Here is a 12,839-nt window from a genome sequence, read left to right as displayed (position 1 = left end):
CCCGCGCTCCGGGCGGCGGCACGTTCGCGGGTGGGCGAGGCGGGGCGGCCGTCACCCTGCGTTCGGCTCGCACCACCGACGGAAATCGTGTGATGCACATCACATAAGCCGAAGAGGGCCGCAGCACAGCGCGCTGTGGCCCTCGTTCTAGGCGATCCCCCTCTTGTTGTGGCCAAATCGGCCCCCTTATCTTTGGCCCGCCCGGCAGCGCGCCGCACCCGGCAGCACGAGAAGGAGCCGTCCATGCCCTTACGGGGACGCCACCGCCGTTACAAGCCCAACCGCATCTCCCGTGCCTCACTGAGCGTCACGGCGGGCGGCGCCGGAATCGCCCTTCCGCTCATCGGCGCCGCGGGCGCGTCCGCGGCCTCGGGCGAGACCTGGGACAAGGTCGCCCAGTGCGAGTCCACCGACAACTGGGACATCAACACCGGCAACGGCTTCTACGGCGGGCTTCAGTTCACGCAGAGCACATGGGAGGCGTACGGCGGCACCGCCTACGCGGGACGGGCCGATCTGGCCACCAAGGACCAGCAGATCGCGGTCGCGGAGAAGGTGCTCGACGGCCAGGGCCCCGGCGCCTGGCCGGTGTGTTCGGGGAAGGCCGGGCTGACGCGGGGCGAGGCGGCGCCGCAGAGCGCGCCGAAGATCGTCAAGACGTCCGCCGCCCCGGTCAAGAAGGCACAGCGGCCCGAGCAGGCCCGGCAGGTGGCGGCGAGCAAGCCCACACCCACCAGCCTCCCGGGGCACCACTCCACCAAGTCCGGCCGCTATGTGGTCGTCAGCGGCGACTCGCTGTCCGGTATCGCCGACTCCCACGATGTCACCGGCGGCTGGGAGGCGCTCTACGAGAGCAATCGCGAGGCGATCGGCGGCGATCCGGATCTGATCTACCCCGGTCAGAAGCTCTCCCTGAAGGGCGGTAAGGCCACCGCCAAGCCCAAGGCGGAACCCGAGCGCCACCACCAGACCAAGGAGAAGCCCAAGCCGAAGCCCAAGGCGAAGCCCGCACCGCAGCCGAAGGCCGAGAAGCCCCACAACAGCCGGGAGCAGAACACCAAGCGCGTCGCCTCCTCGGGCTTCACCGCCCCCGTCAGCGGCGTCAACCCGAGCACCGCCTACCGGGCGGCCGGCTCCAGTTGGTCGAGCGGCTACCACACGGGCGTGGACTTCCCCGTCGGCATCGGCACCTCGGTGAAGGCCGTGGGCACGGGCCACGTGGTCTCGGCGGGCTGGGGCGACGCGTACGGCTATCAGGTGGTCATCCGGCATCCGGACGGCAAGTACAGCCAGTACGCCCATCTCTCGCAACTGTCGGTGCGGGCCGGGCAGAGTGTCAACGGCGGCCAGCAGATCGGCCGTTCCGGCTCGACAGGGAACGCCACCGGACCCCATCTCCACTTCGAGATCCGCACCGGGCCCGGCTACGGCTCGGACGTCAACCCGCTCGCCTATCTGCGGTCACACGGCGTCAGCCTCTGATCCCGCGCCCGGGTGAGAGCCGGGGCAGGCGGGCGAATCGGGCCCCTGTGGTGAGCGTGGTGGCCACCATGTGCCCGGAGATGCCGCCCAGCCCCGGCCCCGGGTGAGTGGACGCGCCGATGTGCCAGAGCCCGCGGATGTCGGTGGCATGCCGTCCCGAGGCGGGCAGCGGGCGCCAGAGAAAGCTCTGGTCGAGTTCGAGCGAGCCACCGTACGGGTCGCCGTCGACCGCGTTGGGGTTCCGGCGGGTGAGGTCCGGGGGCGCGATGACATCGACGGCGAGGACCTTGCCGGGCAGATCGGGTGCGTGCCCGGCGATCCGGTTCAGGACCCGGTCGGCGTAGCCGTGGGCCAGCTCCGGCGTCCAGCCCTGAGCGGTGTCCAGCTCACCGGCCGCGTCCCCGCGCGGCGTGGACGGCATCTCCTGCAACTGTAGCCACAGAGCGGCGGCCCCGGGCGGCACCCGGCTGGAATCCAGGACGTACTGCTGCCCGACGACCACCGTGGGCCGCCGGGGCAGCAGGCCCGCCTCGGCCTCGGCACAGGCGATACCGGTGCTGCCGGACCCGTCGGAGAGATGCACGACCGGGATCGTGTTCAGCCGCGCGTCGCGCCAGCCCAGCGGCCGGGAGAGCGCCACATGGATCTGCATCGCGGCGCGTCCGTAGCGGAATCGCCGTGCCTCGTCCCGCAGTTCGGGGCGGACCGAGCCCTCCGGAAGGAGGGTGCCGTACAGGGCGGTGGGGGTCACCGAGGCGAGGACGGCGCGGCGGGCGCGGAAGACCCGGCCGCCGGCCGCCACTCCCACGGCGCGCCCCTGCTCGACGAGGATGCGGTCGACCCGGGTGCCGGTCTCCACCCGTACCCCCGTCGTCGCCAGCAGCGAGGTGAAGGCGTCCAGGAACCGGCCGGCGCCCCCGGCCACCACCGGCACCCCGACGCCATGCAAGGTGGCGGCCAGCAACGTCATCAGGAACGCGCCGGACGCATGGTCCGGCGACAGCCCCGCGTGCAGCAGCCATGGGGCGAAGAGATGGTCCACCTCGTCCCCGCGGAACTCCGCACGGGTGTATCCACGGCCGCTGGCGGCCGCCGAGCGCATCCACCGCTCCACCCCCCGCCGCCCGCCGCCACGGAGCAGTGCGGCGGCGGGGCGGAAGACGGCCGGCGAGCGGAGCTCACCGCTCATCAGGCCGCCGATCGCGGCCATGTTGTCGCCCAGCCGGCCGAGCGCGGCCAGATACGCGGCCCTGTCCCCGTCGTGCGCGAAACCCTCGGCGGTGCGCCGCGGATCGCGGTGGGCCAGGGTGACCCGGCCGCCGTCGGCCACGCTGGCGGTGACCCACCCGTCGGTGTTGCGGTACTCCAGCCCATGGCGGCGCAACCGCTCCCCCAGACGCGCGTACGCCGGGCCGGAGACGAACAGCGGATGCCATGAGGAGTAGGTGTCGTGGAGATAGCCGGGCAGGGTGCGCTCCTCGGTGGCGATGAACCCGCCGATGTTCAGCTCGCGTTCCACCAGGACGACGGACCATCCGGCCAGGGCCAGCTCCGCCGCGGCGACGAGGCCATTGACACCGGATCCGACGATGACGGCGTCTGCCTCGGCCATCTGGTGTTCCTCCCGCCGTCCGTCACACCATAGGGCTCGCATGCCCGGATTAGGCATGCTATGCGAAGAGTGCGCGGCGAGCCGGAGGCCGCGGGGCGGTGTCGCAGCGGGGTGTCACAGGGGGGTGCCAGACTCGCGAGCATGCAGACCCACGCCGTCCGCGCCGCGCTCGACATCCGCCACGACGACCCCCGGCTGCGCTACCGGGGCGCGGTGTCGCTGGAGCGTGGCCCCGGGTGGACCGCCCCCTGGCGGCTGCCGCGCGAGGAGGCGGCGCTGTATCTGCCCGAGGGCGGGCTGGGCCGGGCCGCGATGCCGTCCGGGGTACGGGTGACGCTGCGCACCGACAGCGCCTCGCTCGTCTGCCGCTACCAGGCCGACCCCGCGCCCAGGCTGAACGGGCCCGAGGAGCGGCCCCGCCTCGATGTGCTGTGCGATGGGCGACGGGCCGCCACGGTGGAGCTGGAGACCCACGGCGGGGACGCGGAGTTCCGGTACGAGGGCCTGCCGGGGCGGATGGCGACGGTCGAGCTGTGGCTGCCCTTCTACCATCAGTTCCGGCTGCGCGGACTGTCCGTGGAGGCGGGCGCGGCCCTGGAGGGCGAGGCGCCCGGGCGGCAGCCGCGCTGGGTCCACTGCGGCAGCTCCATCTCGCAGGGGCGCGGCGCCGCGTCCCCCAGCCGGACCTGGACCGCCCTGGTGGCCCGGCGGGCCGGGTGGGATCTCACCTCGCTGGCCCTGGGCGCGTCGAGCTGTCTTGAGCCCATGACCGCGCGGCTGATGCGGGATCTGCCGGCCGATCTCCTCACCCTCTGCGTCGGGGTCAATGTCCAGGCGCTCGGCAGCCATAACCGCGATGCGCTGGTCTCGGCGCTCGTCGGCTTTGTGCGCACCGTGCGCGAGGGCCACCCCACGACCCCGTTCGCCGTGATGTCCACGATCACCGCACCCGAGCGGGAGGAGGTGCCGGGCCCTTCGGGGATGACGATGCGCGAGTGCCGGGCGCACATACGCCGGGCCGTGACGCTGCTGCGCGACCACGGCGACACGCGGGTGCACTACCTCCATGGCCCCGAGGTGTTCGGCCCCGCCTGTACGCGGCTGATGCTGGAGCCCGAGGGCTCGGACCGCCTGCACCCCGCGGCCGCCGGCCATCCGGTCCTCGCCTCGCGCTTCACCACTCTGCTGCACCGGGCCCGCTGTGTGCCGATACTGATGACCGCGGCGCGGTAGCGGCTAGGACGGCGATTCCAAGGAGACGAGAAGTGACGGAGCAGCCCCAGCGCGACCTCGACCGCCACCGGCTGATGAAGGTACTCGCCGACCGGACGGAGACCGGCAGCCTGCCCGGGGCGCGTACGGACGGATACCGGGTGGTGCCGGCGATCGAGGGCGGCGGGATGCGCGGCACGGTGTCGATGGGTTCCCGGCTCGTCGCCGCGGTCGCCTTCCGCCAGTACACCCCGCAGTTCCGGGCCGCCTTCCTGAACCGGCCCGCCCGGCTCGCCGACGACGACCGGCTGCTGGCCGCCTACGACACCGACGCAGCCGTAGCGCCCACGGACCCCGCGGTGCTGTCCGTCCGCCCCGATGCCGCGGCACCGTGGCGGGCCTGCCCCCGGCTCCTCCCCCATGCGCGGGGCTCAGCCGCACAGGACCGCGGTCTGCGCCTCCTGGAGCCCCTTGCTGTTCGGTACGGGCGGGTCGCCCTTGAGCTCCGCGGCGAGGTCGTAGGTGGTGGCGGCCAGGACCAGTTGACGCTCGCCGTCGTCGGTGGTGAGCGAGACGCTGGTGTAGCCGGGGCCCGCGCCGTCGGTCTCCCAGACGGTGAGCGGGGCGGCCTTCCGCCGCGCGCCGGTGCCGCCGCACGGCACCTCCATGCGCTGCACCCCGAGTCCGTACGCCGGGGCGTCGGGGAACTCCACCGGGGTCTTCAGCTCGCGCCGCTGGGCGGGGCGCAGCAGTTCGCCGCCGAAGAGCGCCCGCTCGAACCGGGCCAGCTCGTCCACGGTCGAGATCATGGCTCCGGCGGTCCAGTCGTAGGAGGGGCTGAACCGCGTCATATCGCGGCCCTTGAGGTCGTAGCCGTGCAGGTGGGAGCCGTGCACGGCGGGGTCGGTCACCGGGAAGGAGGTGTCCTTCAGCCCCAGCGGGGCGAGGATCCTGCGGTGGATCTCGTCGGGCACGGAGCGGTGGGTCACCGCCTCGATCACCAGCCCGGCGAGCAGATAGTTGGTGTTGGAGTACGACCAGCCCTTGCCGGGGGCGAACTCCGGCCGGTGCCGGACCGAGCGGGTGATCACCTCGCGCGGGGTGATGACATGGTCCCGGTCGCCGTCCTCCAGATAGGGGGCGAAGAACGAGGCTTCGGTGGTGGGGTCGTAGATCCCCGAGGTGTGATCGAGCAGTTGACGGATGGTGATGGCCTTACCGTCGTTGCCGTTCCCCTGGACGACGCCGGGCAGCCACTTCTCCACGCTGTCGTCGAGGGACAGCCGCCCCTCGCCCTCCAGTTGAAGCAGCACCGTGGAGACGAACGCCTTGGTGTTGCTGGCGATCCGGAACCGCTGCTCGGGACGGGCGCGCTCGCCGGTCGCCCGGTCCGCGACCCCGGCCGCCGTCCGCCACTCGTCGTCGCCGCGCCGCGCGTAGGCCACCGCGCCCGGGAAGCCGTCCCGCACCGTCCGGCCGACGGCCTCCTCGAAGCCGGACGGCGCCGGCGGCCCGGCCGGCTCCCCCTGGGCCGTGGCGAGGGTGAGGGTCGCCGTCACCGCCAGCGCGCCGATCCCCGTCCACAGCGCCGCGCGCTTCACCCGAGCTCCCACGAACCCCGCTCCTCGCCTTGTCCCCGTGTGCCGTTCGCGGTTCATCGTGCCGTCGCGGCGCACCGGACTCCATCCCGCTGCCGTCCGTCCCTTACGGGGGCTGTCCCCACCCCGCAGGGGGCGGACAGCCCGTCAGGGTGCCCCGTAGGCGGGTCGTGGCGGTTCGGCCTCGGCGAGGAGTTTCCGGGCGGCCTCGCCCGCCTCCGCGGGGTTCCAGCGGGCGCTCTTCTCGGCGGTCGGGCCCGGCCGCCAGCCCTCCATGACGGTGATCCGCCCGGCCTCCGCCTCGAAGACCCGGCCCGTGACCCCGGCGCAGGCGGCCGAGCCGAGCCAGACGACGAGCGGTGAGACATTGGCGGGGGCCATCGCGTCGAAGGCGGCGGGGTCGTCCGGGGCGGCCATGGCACCGGCGAACGTCGTCTCCGTCATCCGGGTGCGGGCCGCCGGTGCGATGGCGTTGACCTGGACGCCGTAGCGGCCGAGTTCGGCGGCGGCCACCGAGGTCAGCCCGAGGATTCCGGCCTTGGCCGCGGAGTAGTTGCCCTGTCCGACGCTGCCCAGCAGCCCGGCCCCGGAGCTGGTGTTGACCACCCGCGCGAGAGGCGTACGGCCCGCCTTCGCCTCGGCGCGCCAGTGGGCGGCGGCGTGCCGCAGCGGCAGGAAGTGGCCCTTGAGGTGGACACGGATCACCGCGTCCCAGTCGTCCTCGCCGAGGTTGACGAGCATGCGGTCGCGCAGGAACCCGGCGTTGTTGACGAGGGTGTCGAGCCGGCCGTAGGCGTCGAGGGCGGTGGCGACGAGGGAGGCGGCACCGTCGGTGGTGGCGATGTCCCCGCCGTGCGCGACCGCTTCCCCGCCCGCGGCCCGGATCTCCTCGACGACTTCCTGGGCCGGGTCCGCCGACGCCCCGGCGCCGTCCGGGGCCACCCCGAGGTCGTTGACGACGACCTTGGCGCCCTCGGCGGCGAAGGCGAGCGCATGCGCCCGTCCGAGGCCGCGGCCCGCTCCGGTGACGACGGTGACGCGCCCGTCGCAGAGTTCGCTCATCTCAGTCCTCCCGTGGGTCGGTCCGGCCGGTGCCGGGGGCCTGTTGGTTGACGTTGGCGGCGTCGAGGAACGCGGGGCGCTCCCCGCCTCCGTGGATGGCGATACTGGCGCCGCTGATGTACTCGGCCAGCCCGGAGGCGAGGAACACACAGGCGGTACCGGCCTCGACCGGCTCGGCCAGCCGCCCGAGCGGCACGGTCCGGCCGACGGCCGCGATGCCCTCCTCGTCCCCGTAGTGCAGATGCGACAGTTCGGTGCGGACCATGCCGAGCACCAGCGTGTTGACCCGGACCGCGGGGGCCCACTCCACGGCCAGGGTGCGGGCGAGGTTCTCCAGCCCCGCCTTGGCGGCTCCGTAGGGTCCGGTACCGGGGGACGGCCGGGTGCCGCTGACGCTGCCGATCATCACGATGGCGCCCCCGCCCTCCTGCCGGCGCATCAGCTCATAGGCGCTCAGGGAGACGGTCATGGGGGCGATCAGATTGAGTTCGACGACGCGGGCGGCGCGCCGCTGCCCGGCCTCGGCGATCAGCCCGTAGGGGCTTCCTCCGGCGTTGTTGACCAGCAGGTCGAGCCGCCCGTGGGTGCGGCGTAGCCGGTCGAAGAACGCGGTGACCGCGTCCGCGTCCCGGACGTCGAGCTGTTCGAAGCTTGCCGTGCGCCCGTCCGCCTCGACGGGCTTGCCCGGGGCGTGGCGCGCACAGATCACCACCTCGGCCCCGGCGCTGAGCAGGGCCCGGGTGATCCCCGCTCCGACGCCGCGCGTGCCGCCGGTGACGACGGCGACGCGCCCGGCGAGATCGATGGTGACGGCCACGAGACACCTCCCGCTGTGCGGTGAGCGCTGCTACCTTCTCACCTAACAAATGTTTGGTGGAAAGGTAGCGGATCTGCTCATGGGTGTCTCCACCTCCGCACCGGCGGCCGGCGTCCGCCTGGTCGCCATGGACTTCCCGCCCGTCAACGCCCTGCCCGTCCAGGGCTGGTACGAGCTGGCCGCGGCGCTGCGCGGCGCGGGCGCCGATCCGTCGGTGCGGTGTGTGGTGCTGGCCGCCGAGGGCCGGGGCTTCAACGCGGGCGTGGACATCAAGGAGATCCAGGCGGCCGAGGGCCATACGGCGCTCATCGGCGCCAACCACGGCTGTGCCGAGGCGTTCGCCGCCGTCTACGACTGCCCGGTCCCGGTCGTCGCCGCCGTCCACGGCTTCTGCCTGGGCGGCGGCATCGGGCTGGCCGGGAACGCCGACGCGATCGTGGCCAGCGAGGACGCCACCTTCGGCCTGCCCGAGCTGGACCGGGGCGCGCTGGGCGCGGCCACCCATCTGGCGCGGCTGGTCCCGCAGCATCTGATGCGCGCGCTGTACTACACCTCGCGCACCGCGACCGCCGGGGAGTTGCACCGCCATGGCTCGGTGTGGCGGGTCGTCCCGCGCGCCGCGCTGCGGGAGGCGGCGCTGGAGCTGGCCGGTGAGATCGCCGCCAAGGACGGTGCGCTGCTGCGCCTGGCGAAGGCGGCCATCAACGGCATCGACCCGGTCGATGTGCACCGCAGCTACCGCTTCGAGCAGGGCTTCACCTTCGAGGCCAATCTGGCGGGGCTGTCCGATGGACACCGCGACGCGTTCGTCGCCAAAGGCACCGGGAAGGGGTGAGCGGCGTTGGCCGACAAGACGATGGCGGCCGAGGAGGCCGTCGGCCGGATCCGCAGCGGTATGACGGTCGGCATCGGCGGCTGGGGCTCACGGCGCAAGCCCATGGCCCTGGTCCGCGCCCTGCTGCGGTCGGATGTCACCGATCTGACGGTGGTCTCCTTCGGCGGCCCGGACGTCGGGCTGCTGGCCGCCGCCGGGAGGATCCGCAGGCTGGTGACGGCGTTCGCGACGCTCGACTCGATCCCCCTGGAGCCGCACTTCCGGGCGGCCCGCGAGCGGGGGGAGATCGAGCTGACCGAGCTGGACGAGGCGATGATGATGTGGGGGCTGACCGCCGCCGTGCACCGGCTGCCGTTCCTGCCCGTCCGCGCGGGCCTGGGCTCGGACGTGATGACGGTCAACCCCTCGCTGCGGACGGTCACTTCGCCCTACGAGGACGGTGAGGAGCTGGTGGCGGTGCCCGCGCTGCGGCTGGATGTGGCGCTGGTGCACCTCAACCGGGCGGACGCACAGGGCAATGGACAGTACCTCGGGCCCGATCCGTACTTCGACGACCTGTTCTGCGAGGCGGCGGCCGAGGCGTATCTCTCCTGTGAACGCGTCGTCGCCACCGCCGAGTTCGCCGACGCGGGCGGTCCGCAGACGCTGCTGGTCAAACGGCATGCGGTGACCGGTGTGATCGAGACCCCGCAGGGTGCGCACTTCACCTCCTGCGCCCCCGACTACGGACGGGACGAGGCGTTCCAGAGCGCGTACGCCAAGGCCGCCGCCGATCCGGAGGCGTGGCGGGAGTTCACCGAGCGGTTTCTGTCCGGGGACGAGGAGCGGTACCGGGCCGCGGTGGCGGCGTTCGGGAAGGAGGGCGTATGACCGGCGGGGTGACCCGGGCCGAGTACTGCGTGGTGGCCTGTGCCGAGGCATGGCGGGGCGACGGGGAGATCCTGGCCGCCCCGATGGGTGCGGTGCCCAGGGTCGGCGCCCGGCTGGCCAGGCTCACCTTCGCGCCCGAGCTGCTGCTGACGGACGGCGAGGCGATGATCGTGGGCGGTGACCCTGAGGTGGTGGAGGGGTGGCTGCCGTACCGGGCGCATCTGGCGATGGTCACCGGCGGGCGGCGCCATGTGATGATGGGCGCGAGCCAGCTCGACCGCCACGGCAATCAGAACATCACATGCGTCGGCGACTGGAAGCGGCCCAGGCGGCAGTTGCTGGGGGTGCGCGGAGCGCCGGTCAACACCCTCAACAATCCCACGAGTTACTGGGTGCCCCGGCATTCGCGGCGGGTCTTCGTGGAGCGCGTCGACATGGTGTGCGGGGTCGGCTACGACCGGGCGGCGGCCGTAGGGCCCGCCGCCCGATTCCATGACCTGCGGTGTGTGGTGACCGATCTCGCGGTCCTCGACTTCGCCACGCCCGACCGCACCCTGCGGGTGCGCTCCCTGCATCCGGGGGTGACCGCCGAGACGGTGCGGGAGGCCACCGGCTTCCCCCTCGACATCGCCGACGACGTCCCGTGCACCCGGGAGCCGACCCCCGCCGAGCTGCGGCTGATCCGGGAGGTCATCGACCCGGAGGGGGCCCGCGAGCGGGAGGTGCCGTCCTGATGGACACCCCGCTGACCAGGCTCGTCGGAGTGCGCCACCCGCTCGTCCAGACGGGCATGGGGTGGGTGGCCGGGCCCCGGCTGGTGTCGGCCGTGGCGAACGCCGGGGCGCTGGGCATCCTGGCCTCCGCGACCATGTCGCCCCAGCGGCTGCGCTCGGCCGTCCGCGAGGTGGCCGCCCGCACCGACGCGCCCTTCGGCGTCAATCTGCGCGCCGACGCCGGGGACGCCGGGGAGCGGGTGCGGATCATCATCGAGGAGGGGGTGCGGGTCGCCTCGTTCGCGCTGGCCCCCAGGCGTGAGCTGATCGACCGGCTGAAGGACGCGGGCGTGGTGGTCATCCCGTCCGTGGGCGCCCGGCGCCATGCGGAGAAGGTCGCGGGCTGGGGCGCGGACGCGGTGCTGGTGCAGGGCGCCGAGGGCGGCGGCCACACCGGGCAGGTGGCCACCACCGTGCTGCTCCCCCAGGTCGTGGACGCGGTGGACATCCCGGTCGTGGCCGCGGGCGGCTTCCACGACGGACGGGGGCTGGCGGCCGCGCTCGCCTACGGGGCGGCGGGGATCGCGATGGGCACCCGGTTCCTGCTCACCTCCGACAGCACGGTCCCGGACGCGGTGAAGGCGCGCTATCTGGCGGCGGCGGTCACCGATGTCACCGTCACCACGGCGGTGGACGGGCTCCCGCACCGGATGCTCCGCAGCGAGCTGGTCGACTCCCTGGAGCGCTCCGGCCGCACCGCCGCGCTGCTGCGCGCCGTGCGCCACGCCGCCGCCTTCCGGCGGCTGGCCGGGCTGAGCTGGCCGCGGATGGTGCGCGACGGGCTGGCCATGCGGCACGGCAAGGACCTCACCTGGAGCCAGGTCCTGCTGGCCGCCACCACTCCGATGCTGCTGAAGGCGTCGATGGTGGACGGCCGCACCGATACGGGGGTGATGGCCTCCGGGCAGGTGGCCGGGGTGATCGGGGATCTGCCCTGCTGCGCGGAGCTGGTGGACCGGATCATGGCCGAGGCCGCCGAGACCCTGGACCGGCTGACCCGCGGTCGTACAGTGGGGTGAAAGCGGCCAGACCATGACACGGGTAGTGGGAGGTCATCATGGCCGATCCCAAGGGTTTCCTCACCACACCCCGTCGTCTTCCGCCCCGGCGTCCGGTGGACGAGCGGGTGCGGGACTGGAACGAGGTCCAGGCCCCCGGCGCCCTGCTGCCGATCATCAGCGCCCAGGCGGACCGCTGCATGGACTGCGGCATCCCGTTCTGCCACGAGGGCTGCCCGCTGGGGAACCTCATCCCGGACTGGAACGACCTGGTCTCCCGTGACGACTGGCTGCGCGCGAGCGAGCGGCTGCACGCCACCAACAACTTTCCCGAATTCACCGGCCGGCTCTGCCCGGCCCCCTGTGAGAGCGCCTGTGTGCTGGCCATCAACCAGCCGGCGGTCACCATCAAGAACGTCGAGGTGGCCATCGCCGACCGGGCCTGGGAGAGCGGATATGTGACCCCCAGGCCACCGGAGCGGCTGTCCGGCCGGACCGTCGCCGTCATCGGCTCGGGGCCCGCGGGCCTGGCCGCGGCCCAGCAGCTCACCCGCGCGGGACACACCGTGGCGGTGTACGAGCGCGACGACCGGGTGGGCGGACTGCTCCGCTACGGCATCCCCGAGTTCAAGATGGAGAAGCGCCATCTCGACCGGCGGCTGGGGCAGATGCGTGCGGAGGGCACCAAGTTCCGCTCCGGCGTGGATGTCGGCACCGATCTGGACGCCGCCGAGCTGCGGGCGCGCTACGACGCGCTCGTGATTGCGGTGGGCGCCCGGGCCTGTCGCGAACTCCCCGTACCGGGAAGGGAGTTGGCGGGTATCCATCAGGCGATGGAGTATCTGCCGATGGCCAACCGGGTGCGCGAGGGCGACTACGCCCGGCCGCCGATCACCGCCGAGGGCAAGCATGTGGTCATCGTCGGCGGCGGGGACACCGGCGCGGACTGCCTGGGCACCGTGCTGCGGCAGGGCGCCGCCTCCGTGACCCAGCTCGACATCCACCCCCGGCCCGGCGACGAACGCGCCGACGGCGAGCCCTGGCCCGTCTACCCCAAGATCTACCGGATGTCCGCCGCCCATGAGGAGGCGCGGGAGCTTGCGGCCTCTCCGGAGGCGGACGTGGACGCGCGGGTCTTCTCCGCGACCACCGTCCGCTTCGAGGGGACGGCACCGGACGCGCGGCGGCCGCACGGCGGTGTCCGGGCGCTGCGCCTGATCGGGGCCCGGGCCGACGGGCGGCCCGGCCCTGACACCGAGCGGGTGCTCCGGGCGGATCTGGTGCTGCTGGCCCTCGGTTTCCGTGGCCCGGAGCCGGACAGCGGGCTGTTCGGCCAGCTCGGGCTGGAACTCGACGAGCACGGCACCGTCGCACGCGACGCGTCCTTCGCCACCGGCGCGGACGGGGTGTTCGTGGCGGGCGACGCGGGCCGTGGCCAGTCGCTGATCGTCTGGGCGATCGCCGAGGGCCGCTCCGCCGCGGCCGCCGTGGACCGCTATCTCGCGGGCGCCACGACGCTCCCGGCGCCGGTCGGGCCTGCCGACCGGCCGATGACGGCCTGACGGAACGGCACGCGGGTG

Annotated in this window: 11 protein-coding genes; 7 read left to right on the top strand and 4 right to left on the bottom strand. The window is 73.4% G+C overall.

What is annotated here, in order from left to right; all coding sequences use genetic code 11:
- The first annotated feature begins 243 nt into the window (after positions 1-243).
- Positions 244-1,482: a transglycosylase family protein gene (locus tag ACK1X7_RS44155; RefSeq protein ID WP_385157363.1), complete on the top strand. Its 1,239-nt coding sequence runs from the start codon at positions 244-246 to the stop codon at positions 1,480-1,482.
- Here ACK1X7_RS44155 and ACK1X7_RS44150 read toward each other — a convergent pair.
- Positions 1,472-3,094 carry a phytoene desaturase family protein gene (locus ACK1X7_RS44150; protein WP_413116616.1) on the bottom strand — a complete coding sequence of 541 codons (1,623 nt, stop codon included), beginning with the start codon at positions 3,092-3,094 and terminating at the stop codon, positions 1,472-1,474. The genes ACK1X7_RS44155 and ACK1X7_RS44150 overlap by 11 nt on opposite strands.
- Positions 3,095-3,235: 141 nt before the next feature.
- On the opposite strand from ACK1X7_RS44150, the gene ACK1X7_RS44145 reads away from it, so the two are divergent.
- Complete coding sequence (locus ACK1X7_RS44145; protein WP_413116615.1) at positions 3,236-4,327, top strand: SGNH/GDSL hydrolase family protein; 1,092 nt, start codon at positions 3,236-3,238, stop codon at positions 4,325-4,327.
- 410 nt (positions 4,328-4,737) lie between these two features.
- Here the strand turns inward: ACK1X7_RS44145 and ACK1X7_RS44140 are convergent, their stop codons facing one another.
- From ACK1X7_RS44140 to ACK1X7_RS44130, 3 genes are all read right to left on the bottom strand, one after another.
- Positions 4,738-5,919 carry a serine hydrolase domain-containing protein gene (locus ACK1X7_RS44140; protein ID WP_390794903.1) on the bottom strand — a complete coding sequence of 394 codons (1,182 nt, stop codon included), beginning with the start codon at positions 5,917-5,919 and terminating at the stop codon, positions 4,738-4,740.
- Positions 5,920-6,051: 132 nt separating this feature from the next.
- Complete coding sequence (locus ACK1X7_RS44135; protein WP_413116614.1) at positions 6,052-6,966, bottom strand: SDR family oxidoreductase; 915 nt, start codon at positions 6,964-6,966, stop codon at positions 6,052-6,054.
- Position 6,967: 1 nt separating this feature from the next.
- Complete coding sequence (locus ACK1X7_RS44130) at positions 6,968-7,783, bottom strand: SDR family oxidoreductase (RefSeq protein ID WP_385147559.1); 816 nt, start codon at positions 7,781-7,783, stop codon at positions 6,968-6,970.
- A 79-nt stretch (positions 7,784-7,862) separates the two neighbouring features.
- Between ACK1X7_RS44130 and ACK1X7_RS44125 the strand changes: the two genes are divergently transcribed.
- From ACK1X7_RS44125 to ACK1X7_RS44105, 5 genes are read left to right on the top strand one after another with little or no spacing between them, the layout of a single operon-like run.
- On the top strand, positions 7,863-8,618 hold the full coding sequence (locus tag ACK1X7_RS44125; protein ID WP_382948603.1) for an enoyl-CoA hydratase family protein: 756 nt from the start codon (positions 7,863-7,865) through the stop codon (positions 8,616-8,618).
- Positions 8,619-8,624: 6 nt separating this feature from the next.
- Positions 8,625-9,488, top strand: a complete 864-nt coding sequence (locus ACK1X7_RS44120; RefSeq protein WP_385147562.1) for a CoA transferase subunit A — start codon at positions 8,625-8,627, stop codon at positions 9,486-9,488.
- Positions 9,485-10,222: a CoA-transferase subunit beta gene (locus tag ACK1X7_RS44115; RefSeq protein ID WP_385147565.1), complete on the top strand. Its 738-nt coding sequence runs from the start codon at positions 9,485-9,487 to the stop codon at positions 10,220-10,222. Before ACK1X7_RS44120 ends, ACK1X7_RS44115 begins: the two co-directional genes overlap by 4 nt.
- Positions 10,222-11,280 carry an NAD(P)H-dependent flavin oxidoreductase gene (locus ACK1X7_RS44110; RefSeq protein ID WP_413116613.1) on the top strand — a complete coding sequence of 353 codons (1,059 nt, stop codon included), beginning with the start codon at positions 10,222-10,224 and terminating at the stop codon, positions 11,278-11,280. Before ACK1X7_RS44115 ends, ACK1X7_RS44110 begins: the two co-directional genes overlap by 1 nt.
- A gap of 38 nt (positions 11,281-11,318) precedes the next feature.
- On the top strand, positions 11,319-12,821 hold the full coding sequence (locus ACK1X7_RS44105; protein WP_385147571.1) for a glutamate synthase subunit beta: 1,503 nt from the start codon (positions 11,319-11,321) through the stop codon (positions 12,819-12,821).
- The last annotated feature ends 18 nt before the right edge of the window (positions 12,822-12,839 follow it).

It is taken from the genome of Streptomyces sp. CY-1 (assembly GCF_047218265.1).
In the GTDB taxonomy this organism is placed as follows: domain Bacteria; phylum Actinomycetota; class Actinomycetes; order Streptomycetales; family Streptomycetaceae; genus Streptomyces; species Streptomyces niphimycinicus.
The sequence above is the reverse complement of the archived record's forward strand: the minus strand, read 5'-3'. Positions and strand labels throughout refer to the sequence as shown.

Coding starts and splice junctions, on each gene's coding strand:
- ACK1X7_RS44155 (WP_385157363.1), top strand. CDS start 244: ATGCCCTTACGGGGACGCCACCGCCGTTACAAGCCCAACCGCATCTCC.
- ACK1X7_RS44150 (WP_413116616.1), bottom strand. CDS start 3,094: ATGGCCGAGGCAGACGCCGTCATCGTCGGATCCGGTGTCAATGGCCTC.
- ACK1X7_RS44145 (WP_413116615.1), top strand. CDS start 3,236: ATGCAGACCCACGCCGTCCGCGCCGCGCTCGACATCCGCCACGACGAC.
- ACK1X7_RS44135 (WP_413116614.1), bottom strand. CDS start 6,966: ATGAGCGAACTCTGCGACGGGCGCGTCACCGTCGTCACCGGAGCGGGC.
- ACK1X7_RS44125 (WP_382948603.1), top strand. CDS start 7,863: ATGGGTGTCTCCACCTCCGCACCGGCGGCCGGCGTCCGCCTGGTCGCC.
- ACK1X7_RS44115 (WP_385147565.1), top strand. CDS start 9,485: ATGACCGGCGGGGTGACCCGGGCCGAGTACTGCGTGGTGGCCTGTGCC.
- ACK1X7_RS44110 (WP_413116613.1), top strand. CDS start 10,222: ATGGACACCCCGCTGACCAGGCTCGTCGGAGTGCGCCACCCGCTCGTC.
- ACK1X7_RS44105 (WP_385147571.1), top strand. CDS start 11,319: ATGGCCGATCCCAAGGGTTTCCTCACCACACCCCGTCGTCTTCCGCCC.